The organism is Streptococcus sp. HMSC072D03 (genome assembly GCF_001812855.1).
In the GTDB taxonomy this organism is placed as follows: domain Bacteria; phylum Bacillota; class Bacilli; order Lactobacillales; family Streptococcaceae; genus Streptococcus; species Streptococcus salivarius_D.
This window is the reverse complement of record NZ_KV810650.1, coordinates 1-20,719: the sequence shown is the minus strand read 5'-3', so window position 1 is coordinate 20,719 and position 20,719 is coordinate 1. Positions and strand designations below refer to the sequence as shown.

The following is a 20,719-nucleotide window of genomic DNA, read 5'->3' as shown; positions in this document are numbered from 1 at the left end:
GTAGTTTTACCCACTACAGAAATTATAGAGCCGAATTAATAGATTCCCTACCAAAAAAACTGTCAAATTTATTTTTGGCAGTTTTTGGGTTTTTCTATTTTAGATTGGTTTTGTTTACCATCTCCTCTACAAGGATGTACTTTAATTGTCTTAGAATTGCTTTTTTAGGATAAATATATCCTATTTACTGGTTTTCTCGCAAAAAAGTGGTATGATAAATCTAAGGAGGACATTATTATGCAGATTAATCTTGAAAATTTAGTTCCCATTTCTGAAGCCAACCAAAATTTTTCTAAAGTTGCTCGTATGGTCGATAACAAGGGGACTGCAGTAATTCTAAAAAATAATAAGCCTAAGTATGTATTGGTAGAATATGACACCTTAATTAAAAATGAACAAGGTGGGACAGAAGTTGCAGAGCAGGTCACAGTCGACGATGTGGCTAACTCTGTTTTGTCTCGTCATTTAGATGCCTTCAAGGAATTAGCTAAATGAAGCGACTGACAACAGAACAAATCTTAATGCTACATAGTCAGCTTATTATGACTACAGGAGGATTGGATGGCGTGAGAGACAAGGGGTTAGTGGATTCTTCGCTTTCTAGTGCATTTGAAGTTTATTTTGGTGTCGAACGCTATCCAACAATTGAAGAGAAGGCAGCGAGATTGTGTTATTCATTGATAAAAAATCATGCCTTCTTAGATGGGAACAAACGTATAGCAGTTTTTGCTATGCTTGTATTTTTAGAGTTAAATGGTATTATTTTAGACTGTGAGGATGCTGAGATTGTTGATTTAGGTCTTGGTGCTGCAGCGTCCGAGCTAGATTATGAAGATATATTGGAGTTTATACAATCCCATTAATTTACTCTTAATAAGATTGGTAGAAAACCAGAGCATTAGCTCTGGTTTTTTCTATTGCTTTTAATATTTTCATTTGTTAGAATGTAGGTAATGTGCGTGCTTGTCACGCCCTTTTTCTGTGTCTTTTTCGGCTTTAGTAGTTGTCAATAACTATAAAAATCCTAAAGGCATGGTAAATGCTAAAAAGAAAAGGAGAAATTTATGGCTTATATTTGGTCTTATCTCAGGCGTTATCCTAAGTGGCTAGCAATGAATTTTACGGCGGCTATTTTATTTGTTATTGCTAACTTAGGTCTGCCGACGGTTCTTGCCAGAATGATTGATGAGGGGATTAACCGTGGAGATGCTGACAAGCTTTATACCTATGCTTGGGTCATGTTCGGTGTGGTCTTGACTGGGATTGTTGGACGTGTGCTCTTGTCCTATGCGGTTAGTAAGTTGACGACCACAATGGTGCAGGTCATGCGTAATGACATTTACGCTAAGCTTCAGGAGTATTCCCACCATGAGTACGAGCAGATTGGCGTATCCTCTTTGGTAACTCGTATTACATCTGATGCTTTTGTTCTCATGCAATTTGCGGAACAGATTCTAAAGATGGGTGTCATTACTCCTCTGATGATGGTTTCCAGTGTCTTCTTGATTTTGACGACAAGTCCATCTTTGGCTTGGATTGTGGCAATTTCCTTGCCTTTCCTAGCCGTAGTAGTATGGTATGTGGCGGTAAAAACGCGTCCGCTTTCTGAGAAACAACAGGCAACTCTCGACAAGATTAACCAGTACGCTCGTGAAAATCTAACTGGACTTCGTGTCATCCGAGCTTTCGCTAGAGAAGATTTTCAAGAGAAGAAGTTTGCTTCTCAAAATGCTGTCTATGCGGATAATTCAAACAAGCTCTTTAAATTAACTGGTTTGACTGAGCCACTTTTTGTGCAAATCATCATCGCCATGATTGTGGCTATTGTTTGGTTTGCCCTCGAGCCACTAGGTTCTGGGACGTTGGCAATCGGGGATTTGGTTGCCTTTATTGAGTACAGTTTCCATGCACTATTGTCTTTCCTTTTCCTAGCCAACCTCTTTACCATGTATCCTCGTACGGCGGTATCTAGTGAACGTCTGCAGGAGATTATGGATATGCCTATTTCTATTAATCCAAATGAAGACGGGGTGACAGAGACTGAGACTAAAGGATATTTGGAGTTTGACAATGTGACCTTTGCCTATCCTGGTGAAACTGAGAGTCCTGTCCTACACAATATTTCTTTCAAGGCTAAACCAGGTGAAACCATTGCCTTTATCGGATCTACGGGTTCAGGAAAATCATCACTTGTGCAGTTGATTCCACGCTTTTATGATGTAACACTTGGACGCATTCTTGTTGATGGTGTGGATGTCCGTGACTATAATCTGAAGGCTCTGCGTCGTAAGATTGGCTTTATTCCACAAAAAGCCCTGCTCTTTACAGGAACCATCGGTGAAAATATCCGTTATGGTAAGGAAAATGCCAGTCATGAAGAATTGAATCAAGCTACGGATGTCGCTCAAGCTAAGGAATTTATTGACAGTAAGGAAGAACGCTACGATTCTCACTTGGCTGAGGGTGGTAGCAACCTTTCTGGGGGACAGAAGCAGCGTTTGTCAATTGCACGTGCTGTGGTTAAACGTCCCGACCTTTACATCTTTGACGATTCCTTCTCTGCCTTGGACTACAAGACTGATGCAACCTTGCGTCGTCGTCTGAAAGAAGTGACCCAGGATGCGACAGTCTTGATTGTGGCTCAACGTGTGGGGACTATCATGGATGCAGACCAGATTATCGTTCTTGATAAGGGTGAAATCGTTGGTCGTGGCCGTCACGAAGAGCTTATGGAAAGCAATGAGATTTACCGTGAAATTGCTAATTCTCAATTGAATCAAAAGAGTCTTACAGAAGACTAGAAGGAGGTCGAAATGAAGAATAATAAAAAGAAAACAAATCATTCCTCAAGTTTTGGCCGCCTTTGGTCCTACTTGCAGGCTTATCGTTTCCCACTTTACCTAGCCATTTTCCTGAAAATTGTTAGTGTCATCATGAGTGTCCTTGAACCCGTAGTCATTGGTTTAGCTATTACCGAGTTGACTAAAAATACGCTGGCCATCATCAAAGGTGTGGAAGGTGCTCATATCAACGTCTCCTATGTTGGTTTGGTTCTCGTTGTTTATCTCTTGCGTGGTCTTATTTATGAGTTGGCCGCCTACTATTCCAACTATTTCATGACCAATGCTGTGCAAGCAACGGTTCAAGATATGCGAAATGAGATGACTGAGAAAATCAATCGTACTTCAGTGTCATACTTTGATAAGCACCAGTTTGGGGACCTCTTGGGCCGCTTTACAAGTGATGTCGAGACAGTATCTAATGCCTTGCAACAGTCATTCTTGCAGGTTGTTAATGCCGTCTTTACTCTAGCCTTGGTTATTGGAACAGTGCTTTACCTTAACCTTCAATTGGGAGCTATAGTTGTCATCACTATTCCGATTACATTCTTTGGTGCCCGCTACATCATGAGTAAGTCTCAGCCCTACTTTAAACAACAGGCTGATGCCCTAGGTACTCTTAATGGTTTTGTTCAAGAAAATCTGACTGGCTTCAATGTGCTTAAGCTATTTGGCCGTGAGGATAGATCTTTGGATGATTTTAAAGAAATCACAGAAGACCTTCAGAAGGTAGGTTTTAAGGCTAATTTCATTTCAGGACTCATGATGCCGGTTCTTAATGGTTTATCTGACTTGACCTATCTAATTGTCGCTGTTTTGGGTGGTTTGCAAGTCTTGGCTGGTCGCCTGACGATTGGTAATATGCAGGCCTTTGTTCAGTACGTTTGGCAGATTAACCAACCTATTCAGAACTTGACTCAGTTGGCTGGACAATTGCAAAGTGCTAAATCTTCTTTGGACCGTATTTTCCAACTGATGGATGAACCAGACGAGGCTAATGATGCTACTGAAGTGCTTGACGGAGATTTGACTGGCCAAGTTAGCTTTAAGCATGTGGACTTCCAGTATGTGGCTGATAAACCTTTGATTCGTGACTTTAATCTTGAGGTTAATCCTGGTGAAATGGTGGCCATTGTCGGTCCTACCGGTGCCGGAAAATCAACGATTATCAACCTACTCATGCGTTTCTATGATGTGACTGCCGGGTCTATTTCGGTTGATGGTCATGATATCCGTAACCTGTCTCGTCAGGATTATCGTAAGCAGTTTGGTATGGTGCTTCAGGATGCTTGGCTTTTTGAAGGAACTATCAAGGAAAATCTTCGCTTTGGTAATCTTGATGCGACTGACGAAGAAATTGTTGAAGCTGCTAAGGCTGCCAATGTGGACCACTTTATCCGTACCCTACCTGGTGGTTACAACATGGAAATGAACCAGGAATCAAGTAACATCTCACTAGGACAAAAGCAACTTTTGACTATTGCGCGTGCGCTTTTGGCTGATCCTAAAATCTTGATTTTGGACGAGGCAACCTCATCGGTTGATACCCGTCTGGAACTCTTGATTCAAAAAGCTATGAAGACTCTTATGCAAGGTCGAACAAGCTTTGTCATTGCCCACCGTCTGTCAACTATCCAAGAAGCAGACAAAATTTTGGTTCTTAAAGATGGTCAAATCATCGAACAAGGGAACCATGAATCCCTCCTTGCAGATAAAGGCTTCTATTACGACTTGTATAATAGCCAGTTTGCGGAGAAATAAATAGAAAATCCATCAGTTCATAACTGGTGGATTTTTTCTGAATGTGGAGATTAATAAAAGAGACTTCTCCTATAGAGGCAAGTCTCAAAATCAATATTTATTTCTCAGCACGTCGTGTGACGAACATGGCATCTCCGAAGCTGAAGAAGCGGTAGCGTTCTTGGACGGCGTGTTTATAGGCATCAAGAACGAATTCACGACCAGCAAAGGCTGAAACCAACATGACCAAGGTTGATTTTGGCAGGTGGAAGTTGGTTGAAAAGGCATCTACGACTGTGAATTGGTAACCTGGTTTGATAAAGATATTGGTCCAGCCGGAGTCAGCTTGAAGTTGACCATCGTATTTATTGCCGATAGTTTCCAGTGTTCGGATAGAGGTTGTTCCCACAGCAATGATGCGTCCCCCAGCAGCTTTGACACTATTGAGTGTATCGGCAGCGTCTTGGCTGAGGGTGTAAAATTCTGAGTGCATCTCATGCTCGTCGACATTATCGACAGAAACAGGTCGGAAGGTTCCCAGTCCAACGTGAAGGGTGAGGTAGACCAATTTTACGCCTTTTGCTTCAATCTTTTGAAGTAACTCAGGAGTGAAATGGAGGCCAGCAGTTGGAGCAGCGGCAGAGCCATTTTCCTTAGCATAGACTGTTTGGTAACGGTCGCGGTCTTCCAATTTTTCATGGATATAAGGTGGCAATGGCATCTCACCCAAGCTTTCCAAAACCTCAAGGAAGATACCGTCGTAGCTAAATTCTACGATACGGCCACCGTGATCCAGTTCCTCAGTAACAGTTGCGGTCAAGCGTCCATCACCAAAACTGACTTTAGCACCTACTTTAAGGCGTTTGGCTGGCTTGGCCAAAACTTCCCATTGATCGCCTTGGGTATTTTTCAAAAGGAGAAATTCCACATGGCCGTGGGTATCAGGCTTTTCACCATAGAGACGGGCAGGAAGTACGCGCGTATTGTTCATGACCAAGGCATCGCCAGGGTTAAGCTGGTCGATGATGTGGTCGAAGTGGGTATCAGTCATTTCCTTGGTTACAGGATCAATGACCAAGAGTTTAGAGGCGTCACGTTGTTCCAATGGAGTTTGGGCAATCAGTTCCTCTGGTAGTTCAAAATCAAAATCGTTTGTATTCATTTGTTTCCTCGTTTAAAAATTTTCAGCCTTTTTATTATAGCACGATATAGGATGACAGTCATTAAAGGAGTTGAGTGAAAGCGCTTGACAAAAGGTTAAAAAAAGAGATAATAAAGAAAAATGGTATATACCAATATCGAGGTGAATAGAATGAAAAAGATTTTAGTTAAGAATCAAGTTGAGGGAGGCAAAGTTGCCTTTGACCTTCTTAAAGAGAGCCTTGCAGCGGGTGCTCAAACCTTGGGCTTGGCGACAGGTAGTTCACCTATTGCTCTTTACCAAGAGATGGTTGAAAGCGACGTAGATTTTTCGGAGCTTTACAGCGTCAATTTGGATGAGTACGTGGGACTAGCACCAGACCATGAGCAGAGCTATCATGCCTTTATGAAGGCCCAACTCTTTGATGCCAAGCCATTTAAGGAGAGTTTCTTGCCTGACGGTATGGCTGAAGATTTGGAGCAGGCGGCTAAGGATTACGATGACGTCTTGGCACACCATGCTATTGACCTGCAAATCCTAGGAATCGGAAGTAATGGGCATATTGGCTTTAATGAGCCAGGTACACCTTTTGATAGTCAAACTCATGTGGTCGACTTGACTGACAGCACCATTGAAGCCAATAGCCGTTTCTTTGCCAGTCTTGACCAAGTCCCTACAAAGGCTATTTCGATGGGGATTGCTTCCATTATGGCTGCCAAGAAGATTATCTTGTTTGCCTATGGTGACAAGAAAGCAGACGCCATTTTCAAGATGGTCAAGGGGCCAGTGACAGAGGAAGTGCCAGCCAGTGTCTTGCAAAATCATCCAGACGTAACTCTTATTCTGGATGAGGCAGCCGCTGCGAAATTGTAATACTATCTTTTGAAAAACAATCTTAGGAAACTCAGGTTGAGGCATTTGGCACTCAGCCTTTTTCTTTTGTGAAAAGTCACTTCCAAGCAAATCAATTGCCTAGCTCTCTTTGATAGCGCTATAATAGTTAAGTTGACTTTGACTATCAAACAACAGATATAGATATTTCATATAGAAAGAGGATATACAATGGCAAAACCTATTCGAGTATTGCTTTATTATAAATACCTTCCTATCGAAAACGCTGAGCAATTTGCGGCAGACCACTTGGCTTTCTGTAAGTCAATCGGTTTGAAAGGACGTATCTTGGTTGCTGACGAGGGAATCAATGGAACGGTTTCTGGTGACTATGAAACCACTCAAAAATACATGGACTACGTTCACAGTCTTCCAGGGATGGAGGACCTCTGGTTCAAGATTGATGAGGAAGAGGAGCAAGCCTTCAAGAAGATGTTTGTTCGCTACAAGAAGGAAATCGTTCACCTTGGTTTAGAGGACGATAACTTTGACAGCGACATCAATCCACTTGAAACAACGGGTGCCTACTTGTCACCAAAAGAGTTTAAAGACGCCCTTTTAGATGAGGACACTGTTGTCCTCGATACACGTAACGACTATGAGTATGACCTTGGTCACTTCCGTGGAGCCATTCGTCCAGACATTCGTAACTTCCGTGAATTGCCACAATGGGTCCGTGACCATAAAGAAGAGTTCATGGACAAGCGCGTGGTTGTGTACTGTACTGGTGGTGTCCGCTGTGAGAAATTCTCAGGTTGGATGGTCCGTGAAGGATACAAAGATGTTGGTCAATTGCACGGTGGTATCGCGACTTACGGAAAAGATCCAGAGGTTCAAGGGGAGCTTTGGGATGGTAAGATGTATGTCTTTGACGAGCGTATTGCCGTTGACATCAACCATGTAGATCCTGTCGTTGTCGGTAAGGATTGGTTCGATGGTACGCCTTGCGAACGCTATGTCAACTGCGGTAACCCATTCTGTAACCGTCGTATCCTTGCTTCAGAGGAAAATGAAGACAAGTACCTCCGTGGCTGCTCACACGAATGCCGTGTTCACCCACGTAACCGTTATGTCTCTGAAAATGGTTTGAGCCAAGAAGAGGTTGTCGAACGCCTTGCAGCAATTGGTGAAAGCTTAGATGTAACACCTGCCTAAGTTTAAATAGTGAAGAAGCTGAGAGAAATCTCGGCTTTTTGTTTTGCAATTTATTTCTAAAATAATGACAGATATATATTGCAAATAGAAATATATAGTGTATAATAAAGATGAAAACAGATGGTGAACCTAGTCAATTTCGACGATAATATCAGATATGATGAAAAGGAGGGGTCATGTGGCAAAGAATTTACGCTTAAAAGCAGCTCGAGCAGAGCATGATATGACCCAAGGTGACTTGGCTGAAGCGGTAGGAGCAACAAGACAAACCATAGGCTTGATTGAAGCTGGAAAGTACAATCCCAGTCTGGCCCTATGTATTGCGATTTGCAAAACACTGGACAGGACCTTGGATCAACTGTTTTGGGAGATTTAGGAAGGAAGTAAAGATGATGAAACTTAAACTGATTAATAATAAGGTTACGGATGAACGTGAAAAAGCTCTAAATAATAAAGTTGGTGCCGAATGTTTTTACATAATGATTGCAGGGACGCTTGCGTGCTTGGTCTATAGTTCCTTCTTTAACAATGGTGTCATCACTTCTAATTACTTGGCCTTTCCATTGTTGATAGCATGGATTTGGTCTATTTATAGATCTGAACGACTTAGTGTTAACACATTTGGGGGTTCTGGAATGACAGTCTTAGGTTGTTTACTGGTGACTGGGCTTATCACCCTTATGATAATGTCAGCTAACTATCAGTTCAACCACAATGTCTATCATAATAATCCCTTGGACCCTAGATATCTCATGGCTTGGCCACTTACTTATATCATATATGCTCCCTTTGTCTTTTTGGTGAATTGGGCTCTCACAGTACTGGGAAGATATGAGAAAAGACGTCTTGAAAAACAGCTGGACGATTTGGAGAATGAAGAATAAATAGTGATAGAATCAGACCGTTCTTTTTGGTCTGATTTTTTTGTGTTATAATGGGTCCTAAAACTAAGGAGGTCACGTATGCTACTAACTGAATTTGATGATAATAGACAAGCGATTATCAATCCCGAGGACTTACATGAGCCTCTTGAGGTTTTTCCTAAAATAGCTGTATCCTGCTTCTCTCGTATGACCTTTCAACGTATGCTTGATATGTTTCCCCATGAACTTATCTATGAAACGTCCATAGCGAATGTGGCTATTCCGATATATAAGCTTGTTATTGATGAGAAGGAGTTGGCTCTTTTTAATGCACCTGTAGGAGCCTCTGCCTGTGTAGCTATTTTAGAGGATATTTTTGCCTTGGGAGCTGAAAAACTTGTGCTCTTTGGGACTTGTGGGGTGCTTGATGAAGATATTAAAGAGACTTCTATTATTATCCCTAGTCATGCTCTTAGAGATGAAGGGACGAGTTTTCACTATGTGGAAGCTAGCGATGAGATTGCGGTAAATGTGGGTGTTTTAGATCGTTTTCGTTCCTACCTCAATGAGCGTCAGATTTCTCATAAGGAAGGCAAGGTCTGGACAACTGATGGTATTTACCGTGAGACGAGTGCTAAACTCAAAGTTCGAAAGGCAGCAGGAGCCATCTGTGTGGATATGGAATGTTCAGCAGTGGCAGCTTTAGCAGCTTATAGAGGCTTTGAGCTCTGCCATTTCTTCTACGCGGCAGACCACCTCTCTGAAGAAAAATGGGATATCCGAACCTTATCTAGTCATGAGGATTTAGATGAAAAAGATAAGGTGGCTTTATTAGCCTTGGAGTTTGCGTGTGACTGGAGTAAACCTTAAAAATTCTACTTTTCAAACTTCTTATTTGTAATCATTCTAAATAACTGCTATAATACTTTTTAGAATCATTCTAAATAAGGAGCGAATAAATTGGAAGATAAGAATTTTGCAGAACGTTTAAATATTTTGAGAGCTGGTGTTTTGGGTGCCAATGATGGCATCATTTCCATTGCGGGAGTGGTTATTGGTGTGGCCAGTGCGACATCTAACATTTGGTTTATCTTGATTTCTGCCTTGTCAGCCATTTTTGCCGGTGCTTTTTCAATGGCAGGTGGTGAATATGTCAGTGTGTCAACTCAAAAAGATACTGAAGAAGCTGCTATCGCTAAGGAACAAGCCCTCTTGGACCGCTCTCCTGAGGCGGCTAGAGAGAGTTTGTATCAAACCTTCCTCAGTCAGGGGGATTGCGAAACAGCAGCTGAAGTTAAGGTTAATCAGGCCTTCAATAAGAATCCGATTAAGGTCTTAGTTGAGGAAAAATATGGGGTGGATTTGGATGAAATTACTAATCCATGGCATGCTGCTGTCTCTAGTTTCCTGGCTTTTTCAGTTGGTTCCTTGCCACCAGCCCTAGCTATTATGCTTTTTCCAGAGCCCTACCGTATTCCTGTTACAGTGGTCGTGGTTGCCCTTACCTTGCTCTTGACTGGTTATATCAGTGCCAAGCTTGGAAAAGCACCTGTTAAACAAGCGATGTTGCGTAACTTGACAGTAGGACTCTTGACCATGCTTGTGACTTTCTTGGTCGGGCATATCTTCCATGTGAATGTGTAAGTCTTAATAATGTGATAAGTCTATCTTTTAAGGTAGACTTTTTGTTTTATCCAGAGTTCTTTTGATACCTTTCTTATGTCCTCCTTTTTTAGTCTGCTAGACCAGGCTTATCCGTGGTACAATAAGGTTATGCGTTTAGACAAATTATTAGGACAGGCAGGCTATGGTTCCCGCAATCAGGTCAAGAAGCTCATTCGTAGCCGTCAAGTTTATGTAGATGGTATCTTGGCGGATCGAGATAATCTTAATGTGGATGCTAGTCTTCAAACCATCACGGTTTCTGGTAAGGAACTGGAGCATACGCCAGAAGTTTACTATCTCATGAATAAGCCAGCAGGTGTAGTGTCAGCTCGAAAGGACAAGGAACACCAGACAGTCATTGATTTGATTAAGCCTGAAGATCAGCGAGACGGTCTCTATCCTGTGGGCCGATTGGATAGAGATACGGAGGGTTTGGTGCTGATTACCAACAATGGCCCTCTGGGCTTTGCCATGCTTCACCCCCGCTATCATGTGGCTAAGACTTATTATGTTGAGGTCAATGATGTTCTTGGGCCTGATGCACCTGCATTTTTTGAGTCAGGGGTTGTCTTTGAGGATGGTACTGTTTGTAAATCTGCTCAGCTAGAAATTCTAAGTTCTGCGAGGGACAAGAGTAGTGCTCATATCACGATTTCGGAAGGTAAGTTTCATCAAGTGAAAAAGATGTTCTTGGCTTATGGGGTCAAGGTGACCTATCTTAAGCGGATTTCTTTTGGAGCGTTTAAGCTTGATGAAGGGCTAGCGGTAGGTTCCTATCGAGCATTAACGGAAGCGGAAAAAGTGATTTTGCGTACTTATTTGGGCTAGTCATTTCTTCTTATTAAGGTATGATAGGAACTTTCAATCTCCTGATAGGTCTACCCTATCACTAGGCTTTATACTGTAAGGCCCATAAGGACGGTCTTTTCTAGGGGTATAAGTAAAACTTATGACATTCTATAAGTTTTTTTAATTTTTCAAGCCTTGTTTCTGGTGGTATGATGATATCAATTCGATTGAGAACTTAAGCAAGTTAGGAGCAATGAGCAGGTCTAATCAGAGAGGGAGGTTCATTATGACAGAAGCATTTTATGATCGTTTAGCAAAGACACGTCATCAGATTCACCAACATCCAGAGGTTTCTGAGGAGGAGCATGAGACGACAGTCTTTTTGAAAGGTTATTTGAAAAATCTAGGTATTGAGCCTTTAAATTATCCCTTGAAGACGGGACTCGTCGCTGAGATTGGGTCAGGTTATCCGGTTATTGCTTTGCGTGCTGATATTGATGCCCTACCGATTAAGGAAAAGACAGGACTTCCTTATGCCAGCGACAATGGAGCTATGCATGCTTGTGGGCATGACTTTCACCAGACCTCCCTTCTTGGAGCTGCTCAGATTTTAAAAGAAAGAGAAGCAGAGCTTAAGGGGACTGTTCGCCTGATTTTCCAACCGGCTGAGGAAAATTTTCAAGGGGCTTATCAAGTCATTGAAGCGGGTGGTATTGAGGATGTCTCAGCCATCATCGGCTATCACAATAATCCTCACTTGAAACCTGGTCAGATTGGTCTTCGTTCAGGTGCTATCATGGCTGGTGTGGAGCAGTTTAGGGTTGATGTTAAGGGTGTTTCCTCCCATGCAGCCCGTCCAGACTTGGGTGTGGATACGGTCTTGGTCACTACGACCATCATTAACAATTTACAGCAAATTGTGGCTCGTACGGTATCGCCCTTTGACTCAGCTGTATTGTCAGTCACTCATATCGAAGTTGGAAATACCTGGAATGTTCTTCCAGCAACGGGCTTTTTCGAAGGAACGATTCGTACCTTTGAGCCTAAGGTTCGTGAAGATGTTATCGCACGTTTTGAAAAGGTCGTTCAGGCGACAGCAGACCAGTTCGGTGCTCAAGTTGACATTACTTGGGGCAATTCACCTTACGTAACCTACAATGACCATACGCTCACACCTCTCATCTTTGAAAATTCTAAGGCCTTTGCGGAAGTGATTGAAACCTTGCCATCAACAGGGGGCGAAGATTTTGCAGCTTATCAAAAGGAAATACCAGGAGTTTTTGCTTTTATTGGCTCTAATGGTGAAGAAAATGCACCAGACTGGCACCATGATGATTTCCTTGTGAAAGACGAGGCCTTGCCAGTAGCTGTTAATTACTATGTGGAAAACGCACTTTTCCTACTTGACTATTTTAAGGAGGAAGGCAAATGACCATTCCCTTAATTGGAATCACCAGTAATGAAAAGCCCGTCGAAGAAGGAAGTCCCATCATCCATCTGTCTGTGAGTACATTATTTGCGGATGGAGTTAAGAGGGCGGGAGGACTTCCATTCTACATCCCCATCAGCAATCCGGATTTTGCGCGTGAGTATGTCAAGCGTATTGATAAGCTTATTCTAACTGGTGGCCAAAATGTTGATCCAAGCTATTACGGTGAGGAAAAAACGGTAGATAGTAAGGATTACTTTTTGTCTCGAGATATTTGGGAAGTGGCTCTAGTCAAGGAAGCACTTGCTCAAGGTAAGCCAGTTTTAGGTATTTGTCGGGGGCTACAGCTTTACAATGCCGTGACAGGAGGTAGTCTCAACCAGGACATTAACGGTCATGCGGATAAGCCACCCTTTGAACTTTCACACAAGATTGTGACTGAAAATGGAAGCCAGTTGCAAGAGATTTATGGAAGTGAGCAGGTGGTCAATTCTGTTCACCGTCAGAGTTTGAAAAAACTAGCTCCTCATTTGAAGGTTACGGCTAGGAGTTTAGAGGATGAGGTTATCGAGGGAGTTGAGAGCTTTACTGATGCCCCATTTATAGGTGTTCAGTGGCATCCTGAGTTTCTCTTGGGACATAAGCAATTAGCAGACCAAGGACTCTTTGATTATTTTGTTAAGAGTTTTACATAAGGTTTTAGGACTTTAAATTGGTACCATTTTTGATATTGAAAAGGAGGACGTGCTTAAGGATAAATAATAATCTTTTGATCATTTTAGTTTACACTTAAGAACCCAGCCACTTGGTTGGGTTCTTTTGTCGTATTTTAGAAGCAAGATTTCAGGACTTAAAAAGGGCTGAGAATTTTTCACTTGCTATTTTTGAGCTTTTTAGATAAAATGAAAGCGTTATCATTTCAAAAAAATAGATAGGGAGTGGTCAAGTCATCTTTATGATGGTTGACCTTATAACTTCCTAATAAGGAGAAACGTATGCTAATTGGTATTCCAAAAGAAATCAAAAATAACGAGAACCGTGTGGCTCTAACGCCTGCTGGTGTGCAAAGTCTTGTAGCTAAAGGTCATGAAGTTCTCATTGAAACCAATGCAGGTCTGGGCTCTGGCTTTACGGATGCAGACTACGAAAAACAAGGTGCAAAAATTGTGGCGACTGCTGCAGAAGCATGGGCAGCCAAGCTCGTAGTTAAAGTTAAGGAACCACTTGCTGCTGAATATGGCTTCCTTCGTGAAGATCTTATACTCTTTACCTACTTGCATATGGCAGCAGCACCTGAATTGGCAGATGCTATGGTCAATGCTAAGACAACTGGCGTTGCCTACGAAACAGTGCGTAGCCAAGAAGGCCACCTACCACTTTTGGTTCCAATGAGTGAAGTTGCAGGTCGTATGGCTGTTCAAATCGGTGCGCATTTCTTGACTAAACAAGAGGGTGGCTCTGGTGTTCTCCTAGGTGGTGTACCGGGTGTTCCTAAAGGTAAAGTAACGATTATCGGGGGTGGTGTCGTAGGGACACACGCAGCCCGTATCGCTCTTGGACTTGGAGCTCAAGTGACTATCCTTGATATCAGTGCCAAACGTTTGTCTGTCCTTGAAGAGGTCTTTGGTAGCCAAATTCAAACGCTCATGTCAAATCCATTCAACATCGAGGCAAGTGTTCGTGATGCTGACGTGGTTATCGGTGCAGTCCTTATTCCTGGGGCAAAAGCACCAAAACTCGTTACTGACGATATGGTTAGACAAATGCGTCCAGGTTCAGTTATTGTGGATGTGGCTGTTGACCAAGGTGGGGTTGTTGAAACTGCGGACCGCGTGACCACTCACGATGAGCCCGTTTATGAAACACACGGTGTCCTTCACTATGCCGTTGCCAATATCCCTGGAGCTGTGGCACGTACATCAACCATTGCCCTTACCAATGTCACTTTGCCTTATATCGAAGCCCTTGCAGGAAAAGGATTCAGAAAGGCAATTAACGACGACGAAGGCCTTCGTCAAGGGGTTACAACCTACCAAGGTCGTATTACTAGCAGACCAGTTGCAGAGGGCCTAAACAGAGATTATACAGCCATTGATGAATTGGCATAAACAGAGTAGAGTAAATATCATAAACAAAGAGGAGTTATACCATGATGTGGTTGACTCCTTTTTTGCATTTGAGGTGTAAAGCAATATTTTTCACATCATTAATGACAGTGCTTTCATGGTATAATTATGATATCAAATTGACTTCATGTTATAGAAAAGTTTATGAAAAGAATGGATATATAATGGACAAAAAAGAATTACTCAAAAACACAATTCTGTCTCTTGATAATGATAGTTTTTTTGAATTAAAAACTTATTTTTTTAAAGATTTTTTCGGATTTTATTTTCTTGATGATTCTGAAGTTACTCAGGGTATTTTTGCTGAAAAACTTTATGATTACTTTGAGAAAGTAGAGTTAAACAACAACAAGGATTTTCCTAATCTACTACAAAAATATATGCAATCTCTAGATGATAAAGTTTCAAAATATATAGAAAAGAGTCCTAGGAAAAAGAATACTGAGACCAAAGATATCCCTAGAGCAAGAAAATATTATAATAAAATAATTGAGTACAAAAAACAAAATGATATCGATTATAATAGACTGCGAGATTATTCACGAATTATGTTTTGTCTCTATGTTGAGATAATCAATCGAAATGATATTATCACCAATTTTGATTATTCAGTTTCTAGCTTGAAATCTAGTAAGCTAATTCAGTCAATGAAAAAATCTGAGACACCTAAAAATAATGTTACAAAAAATATTCTAGAGAAAAAGAATGTATTTTTTGGTCAAAATAGAGGATTTTCATATGAAATGTGTAACCGTATCATAGCGATAATAGTTTTATTCGAAATTATTAGTCATAATGTAGATGGAGAATAATACTATGGTAGGTACTATAAATATAGAAACAATTGAGCAATTACAACCTTTCCTAAATAATGATAATATTATGGAAATTGTAATACGTGGCAGAAATAGTAAGTTCAAGGCATTTCAAAAGGTTGTATTAAATGGGGTTGAACATAGTGAAGCTAAAAAGACTGCGGAAAAGATTATCAATTTAGTTGCTCAGAACAATAATATGCTTCAGAATAACTTACAATTAATTAAGAGTGTTGCTAAATTACAAAATCTTAGTTTGATTCTTAATGGCTTAACATTAGCTACCACTGCTGCTGGATTTGCTATTCTGTATGAGAAACTTGACAGAATAAGTGTTGATATTACAAAGCAATTTAATCAACTTCAAGATACATTGAAACAGGGTAATAACGTTAATACAAATTTTGAATTTGGTAAGGTACTTTCAGAATACACGGATATGCTTGATTGTAGAAAAAGACAAAAGCCTTATTCTGAAGACAAAATGAGAGTTTTGGTTGATAATATATATAATGTTTTAAACCTTCTGTATGATAGTTTTAAAAAAGATATAGTTACAGATAAGCAAGAAACTATCCTTTCAATTTTTTCACTTTTATCAATGTTTACAACGTCAATTAAGTATTTTGATGAACTTTATTATCTTAATAATAGGGAAATCTTATCCGAAGGTGATGCATGGCATTCGTCTCACTCTAAATGGATGAGCATTTATAGTAATCTATTGTTACCTGAGTTTATAGAGAGGCTTCAGGATTATGCTTTTTTTGAAGTAGGTTTTTATACTCTAGGTGTAGATATTTATTGTCACGAATTATTTAATCAAGTTATTTGTCAAAAACAAGAAATTGAAGACAACCAAGAGTTAATTATGGCAATTAAGGACAGTACTATTCTAAATAATCTTCGAGAGTTTAATATTAACGAATTAAAACAGGATCTGGAAAATGCCCTAGAGGAAGCTTTTGAAGATAATCAAACAGCGGAGGCGTCGAGAGTGTATAATGAAATACAAAAGCAAATTGAATTATTATAACTAGGATTTCACTTATGAATATTGATATCAAAAATGCGGTAAACAATCTTCTGATAGCTTGTGATAGCATCAAGAAACATTCCTTTGGAGATGCCAGTATAAAATTTATAGATGAATTGGTTGTCGTGGACATATTAACGTTTATAGATTATATTTCACAAGATGAATCTAAAGATAGGATTTCATTCTTCAAGTTGATGTATCTCGAAACAAAATACAATCACCTTTTCCCAAAAGCATGTAATGATGAATTACCTGAATCTTTTAAAATTTTATCTTTGATAGATATGAAAGTGTTCAGTGATAAGGAATTTTTTCTATCCTCCTTGTATGTGACAGTCATTACTGAAATTGGAAAATATTATATTTCAAACAGTTTAGATAAAAATCATATTGATAAGAATAAATTTCTTAAATATTTGGCAATTGTAAACGATTATAAAGAAGAAGCTATAATCCTAAAAAAACAAGAAAAGTTGGATGCTTCAACAAATCAAAATTGTATAGAGAGTGCTGATGAAACTACAGCATACATTTCTTCAACTAGGGATTGGTCTGAGGAGATCGAATCAGAGCAATCATTAGAAGACCTTCAAAGAGAACTCGACTCTTTGATTGGACTTAAGAGTGTTAAAAAAGAAATTTCGTCTTTGATAAACTTATTGAAAATCAATAATATTCGAAAAGAAAGAGGATTAACTACACCTAAGACTTCTAATCATCTTGTCTTCCTAGGAAATCCAGGAACAGGGAAAACAACAGTAGCAAGATTAATTGCTAAAATTTATAAACAATTGGGTGTGTTAGAAAAAGGTCAACTTATTGAGGTTGATCGTTCTGGTCTAGTCGCAGGCTATGTTGGACAAACTGCCATTAAAACTCAAGAAAAAATCAATGAAGCTATGGGCGGGGTACTGTTTATCGATGAAGCTTATTCCTTAGCAAAGGGTGAAACTGATTTTGGTCAAGAAGCTATTGATACTCTTCTAAAAGCAATGGAAGATAATAGAGATGATTTTGTTGTTATTGTTGCAGGTTATACTAAGCAAATGGAAGCATTTTTATTATCAAATCCTGGACTAAAATCTAGATTTAATAAGAGTATTTTATTTGAGGATTATACCGAAAAGGAATTATTAGACATCTTTAACTTATTTTGTCATAAATATGGTTTATGGTTATCAGAGGATGCAACTAGCTATTTAAAGGTGTTTTTAAGCACTATATGTTCTAAAAAAACAGAGAATTTTGCTAATGCTCGAGAGATAAGAAACTTATTTGAGCGTAGTATTGTTAATCAGGCTAATAGATTGGGAGATTTGGCAACAATTAGCAATGATGAATTAGGAGAAATAGTTTCTTCAGATCTTGATATTAGTTAAACAATAATCATAAATTATAAATATTATTATTTACACCATCTGAAATTTATTAATGTTGATTAATACCATAATGATTTTCTATGATTCGGAAGTTTTAAGAGTATATAGAATTTCTTTGCCATTAGGAGGTTTTATCGTGTCCAACCATATTCGTGTAATCACAGCAATTGTCTTTTCTCAGCTTGTCGTTCTTTATTTTGGTTTTCGTATGGATGTCTCTTTGACCGAACTGCTAACTACAGTAGCTGTGGCATTCCTGATAGAGATTATTTATCATGTGAAGCTTGTTCGTAAGATAGGAGCCAATGTTTCTTTTGAAACTTTCTGGAAAAACTGTGACCAACTTTTTAGAAAAAATGCTGTGCTGTTGGCTATTTTACTTTGTGACCTGCTTATTTTTAAAGGTGGGGATTTCATGGCCTTCATTCTTTGGCAAGTTACCTTTGTTGTCTTGGTAAGTATTATCATCATGGCATCAAATAATGCACCGGACGCATGATAATACTTAAAACTAGCAATGAAAGAGTGTAGATAATGTTTAGTATTCACAGAAATCATTTGTCAGACCAGGGCGTTGACTATGTCACTTTTGGTCGAGGAGATAAGGTTCTCGTTATCATTACGGGATTAAGTTTGCAAGGCTTAAGTGATATGTCTGACCTTGCCATTTACTCACTATTTTATCGATTTGCTAAGGACTATAAGGTCTATATTTTTGATAGGAGAGACCCTATCGAAGAAGGCATTTCTATTGAGGATATGGCAGATGACCTCTATAGGTCCTTGGAAAAATTGCATATTGCTAACGCCTCTATCATAGGCATATCACAGGGAGGTATGATTGCTCAGATATTTGCTATCAAATATCCTCAAAAGGTGACTAGTCTGGTGTTAGCTCTGACACTCTCACAAAATAATGCTATTAGTAGAGAAACCATCGAAGGCTGGATTGAGATGGCAGAAATGGGCGATATGGCTAAACTCAATAAGGATTCAATGTGTAAAACATTCTCGTCTCCTATTTTAAAGAAGACATATTTGATTAACAGATTATTTTTGAGGTCTGTAAGTAAGGAGAAGCGAGAACGATTTGTCCGTTTAGCCAAGTCTATACTTGAGTTTGATTGCCATAAGTCCCTTGATAAAATTACCTGCCCGACTCTTGTCTTGGGAGCTAAAAAGGATTTGGTTTTGGGAGTGGATGGTGCAAGGGAGCTTGCCAATGGCATTCCAAAGGCTTCATACCATGAATTTGAGAAACTAGGACATGCGGCCTTTATTGAAAGTAGGCAATTTAATAAAATCATATTAGAATTTCTGCAAGAAAACACATAGGTAGTGGACTTAGAGAAATCTATTAAAATAGAATGAGAAAGGGGTTACAGTAGAACTTGTAGCCTCTTTTTATTTCCGGTTCAATTGTGTGCAGTCTGAAAAATTAAATGATAGAATGGCGGTAGATAGGAGGATACAGAAATGTTAAACTATGATTTGATTGTTATCGGTTTCGGTAAAGCCGGTAAAACTCTGGCTGCTAAGATGAATGCAGCTGGTAAGAAAGTTGCTGTCATCGAACGCAGTAAGGCGATGTATGGTGGTACTTGCATTAATATTGCTTGTATCCCAACTAAGACTATGATTGTTGCGGCTGAGAAGGGTTGGTCATTTGACGACACCATGAAGGAACGTGGTGCAGTGACTAGTCGTCTTAATGCTAAGAATTATAAAATGTTGGCAGACAATGGCGTTGATGTCATTGATGCAGAGGCACATTTTGTGTCAAATAAGGTTATTGAAGTAGTGGCTGGTAATGACCGCCAAGAGCTAACAGCTGAGACTATTGTCATCAACACAGGTGCTGTGTCTAATGTTTTGCCTATTCCTGGCTTGACAACAACTAAGCATGTCTATGATTCAACTGGTATTCAAACCCTTGAAGCCTTGCCAAAACGTTTGGGTGTCTTAGGTGGTGGTAATATTGGCCTTGAATTTGCTGGCCTTTATAACCGTTTGGGAAGCCAAGTAACTGTTTTGGATGCAGCGACTAGCTTCTTGCCACGTGTAGAGCCATCTATTGCTAAGTTGGCTAAGGAATACATGGAAGAGGATGGCATTGTCTTTGAGCAAGGTGTTAAAACTTCTGAAGTTAAGAATGATGGCGATGAAGTTGTCGTTGTTACTGACAAAGGCGAGTTCCGTTTTGATGCGCTCCTCTATGCGACAGGACGCAAGCCTAATATCGAACCTCTTCACTTGGAAAATACTGATATTGCCTTGACTGAACGTGGTGGTATACAGGTCAATAAGCATTTGGAAACAAGTGTCCCTGGTGTCTTTGCAGTGGGTGATGTTAATGGTGGCCTTCAATTTACCTATATCTCACTAGACGATTTCCGTATTGTCTTTAATTACCTAACTGGTGATGGTAGCTATAACCTTGAAACACGTGGAGCTGTTCCAACTGCTATGTTTCTCAACCCACCTTTGGCACAGGTTGGTCTTACTGAAGATCAAGCCAGAGCAGCAGGTGGACCGGTTGCAGTCAAGGAACTTCCAGTTGCTGGCATGCCGCGTGGCCATGTTAACGGTGATTTGCGTGGTGCCTTCAAAGCTGTGGTAAATCCTGAAACTAAGGAAATCTTGGGTGTGACCCTCTTTGGTCAAGAATCTCATGAAATTATCAATATAATTACCCTAGCTATGAATCATCACATTCCATACACAGATTTAGCTAAACAAATCTTTACTCACCCAACTATGGCTGAGAACCTAAACGATTTGTTTGCGATTTAAAATGAAAAGAGCCGAGAGGCTCTTTTTTTATGTCTTGAATATACAATATAAGTG

At 40.0% G+C, this 20,719-nt stretch carries 21 protein-coding genes; 20 read left to right on the top strand and 1 reads right to left on the bottom strand.

The annotated features are described in order from the left end of the window. Positions 1–237 precede the first annotated feature (237 nt). From HMPREF2877_RS05260 to HMPREF2877_RS05245, 4 genes are all read left to right on the top strand, one after another. Positions 238–495, top strand: a complete 258-nt coding sequence (locus HMPREF2877_RS05260; RefSeq protein WP_045769006.1) for a type II toxin-antitoxin system Phd/YefM family antitoxin — start codon at positions 238–240, stop codon at positions 493–495. Continuing rightward, positions 492–863 (top strand): type II toxin-antitoxin system death-on-curing family toxin, encoded by a 372-nt coding sequence (locus HMPREF2877_RS05255; RefSeq protein WP_045769005.1) that lies wholly within the window; start codon positions 492–494, stop codon positions 861–863. Before HMPREF2877_RS05260 ends, HMPREF2877_RS05255 begins: the two co-directional genes overlap by 4 nt. Before the next feature lie 201 nt (positions 864–1,064). Then, complete coding sequence (locus HMPREF2877_RS05250) at positions 1,065–2,801, top strand: ABC transporter ATP-binding protein (RefSeq protein ID WP_070579020.1); 1,737 nt, start codon at positions 1,065–1,067, stop codon at positions 2,799–2,801. 12 nt (positions 2,802–2,813) lie between these two features. Further along, positions 2,814–4,601 (top strand): ABC transporter ATP-binding protein, encoded by a 1,788-nt coding sequence (locus HMPREF2877_RS05245; RefSeq protein ID WP_045769003.1) that lies wholly within the window; start codon positions 2,814–2,816, stop codon positions 4,599–4,601. Between the two features lie 97 nt (positions 4,602–4,698). Here HMPREF2877_RS05245 and queA read toward each other — a convergent pair whose 3' ends face one another. Continuing rightward, positions 4,699–5,742 (bottom strand): tRNA preQ1(34) S-adenosylmethionine ribosyltransferase-isomerase QueA, encoded by a 1,044-nt coding sequence (gene queA, locus HMPREF2877_RS05240; RefSeq protein WP_045769002.1) that lies wholly within the window; start codon positions 5,740–5,742, stop codon positions 4,699–4,701. Positions 5,743–5,892: 150 nt separating this feature from the next. Here queA and HMPREF2877_RS05235 point away from each other — a divergent pair, with 150 nt between their 5' ends. The 16 genes from HMPREF2877_RS05235 (at position 5,893) to HMPREF2877_RS05160 (ending at position 20,665) form a co-directional block, all read left to right on the top strand. Then, positions 5,893–6,594, top strand: coding sequence for a glucosamine-6-phosphate deaminase (locus HMPREF2877_RS05235; protein WP_045769001.1), 702 nt, complete (start codon positions 5,893–5,895; stop codon positions 6,592–6,594). A gap of 189 nt (positions 6,595–6,783) precedes the next feature. Continuing rightward, a complete protein-coding gene (locus HMPREF2877_RS05230; RefSeq protein WP_002889116.1) occupies positions 6,784–7,767 on the top strand; it encodes an oxygen-dependent tRNA uridine(34) hydroxylase TrhO in 984 nt (327 codons plus the stop codon). 178 nt (positions 7,768–7,945) lie between these two features. After that, positions 7,946–8,143 carry a helix-turn-helix transcriptional regulator gene (locus HMPREF2877_RS05225; protein WP_014621323.1) on the top strand — a complete coding sequence of 66 codons (198 nt, stop codon included), beginning with the start codon at positions 7,946–7,948 and terminating at the stop codon, positions 8,141–8,143. Between the two features lie 13 nt (positions 8,144–8,156). Further along, positions 8,157–8,651 carry a DUF6773 family protein gene (locus HMPREF2877_RS05220; RefSeq protein WP_045769000.1) on the top strand — a complete coding sequence of 165 codons (495 nt, stop codon included), beginning with the start codon at positions 8,157–8,159 and terminating at the stop codon, positions 8,649–8,651. Between the two features lie 78 nt (positions 8,652–8,729). Continuing rightward, complete coding sequence (locus tag HMPREF2877_RS05215; protein ID WP_045768999.1) at positions 8,730–9,500, top strand: nucleoside phosphorylase; 771 nt, start codon at positions 8,730–8,732, stop codon at positions 9,498–9,500. A 90-nt stretch (positions 9,501–9,590) separates the two neighbouring features. After that, on the top strand, positions 9,591–10,274 hold the full coding sequence (locus HMPREF2877_RS05210) for a VIT1/CCC1 transporter family protein (protein WP_002890291.1): 684 nt from the start codon (positions 9,591–9,593) through the stop codon (positions 10,272–10,274). A 129-nt stretch (positions 10,275–10,403) separates the two neighbouring features. Further along, on the top strand, positions 10,404–11,123 hold the full coding sequence (locus HMPREF2877_RS05205) for a 16S rRNA pseudouridine(516) synthase (protein WP_070579017.1): 720 nt from the start codon (positions 10,404–10,406) through the stop codon (positions 11,121–11,123). Positions 11,124–11,370: 247 nt separating this feature from the next. After that, entirely contained in the window at positions 11,371–12,516 is a 1,146-nt protein-coding gene (locus HMPREF2877_RS05200) for an amidohydrolase (protein WP_070579014.1), read from the top strand. Then, the gene (locus tag HMPREF2877_RS05195) at positions 12,513–13,208 is read left to right on the top strand and encodes a gamma-glutamyl-gamma-aminobutyrate hydrolase family protein (RefSeq protein ID WP_070579011.1); all 696 of its coding nucleotides are present in this window, start codon (positions 12,513–12,515) and stop codon (positions 13,206–13,208) included. Before HMPREF2877_RS05200 ends, HMPREF2877_RS05195 begins: the two co-directional genes overlap by 4 nt. Positions 13,209–13,508: 300 nt before the next feature. Next, positions 13,509–14,621, top strand: a complete 1,113-nt coding sequence (ald, locus tag HMPREF2877_RS05190) for an alanine dehydrogenase (RefSeq protein ID WP_070579008.1) — start codon at positions 13,509–13,511, stop codon at positions 14,619–14,621. A gap of 41 nt (positions 14,622–14,662) precedes the next feature. Continuing rightward, positions 14,663–15,451, top strand: coding sequence for a hypothetical protein (locus HMPREF2877_RS05185; protein ID WP_070579005.1), 789 nt, complete (start codon positions 14,663–14,665; stop codon positions 15,449–15,451). Positions 15,452–15,455: 4 nt separating this feature from the next. Next, on the top strand, positions 15,456–16,490 hold the full coding sequence (locus HMPREF2877_RS05180; protein WP_070579002.1) for a hypothetical protein: 1,035 nt from the start codon (positions 15,456–15,458) through the stop codon (positions 16,488–16,490). 14 nt (positions 16,491–16,504) lie between these two features. After that, complete coding sequence (locus HMPREF2877_RS05175) at positions 16,505–17,872, top strand: AAA family ATPase (protein ID WP_070578999.1); 1,368 nt, start codon at positions 16,505–16,507, stop codon at positions 17,870–17,872. Between the two features lie 136 nt (positions 17,873–18,008). Next, positions 18,009–18,371 carry a hypothetical protein gene (locus tag HMPREF2877_RS05170; protein ID WP_070578996.1) on the top strand — a complete coding sequence of 121 codons (363 nt, stop codon included), beginning with the start codon at positions 18,009–18,011 and terminating at the stop codon, positions 18,369–18,371. Between the two features lie 35 nt (positions 18,372–18,406). Beyond that, complete coding sequence (locus HMPREF2877_RS05165) at positions 18,407–19,207, top strand: alpha/beta fold hydrolase (protein WP_004182976.1); 801 nt, start codon at positions 18,407–18,409, stop codon at positions 19,205–19,207. Positions 19,208–19,348: 141 nt separating this feature from the next. Continuing rightward, positions 19,349–20,665, top strand: a complete 1,317-nt coding sequence (locus HMPREF2877_RS05160; protein ID WP_070578993.1) for an FAD-containing oxidoreductase — start codon at positions 19,349–19,351, stop codon at positions 20,663–20,665. Positions 20,666–20,719: the final 54 nt, after the last annotated feature.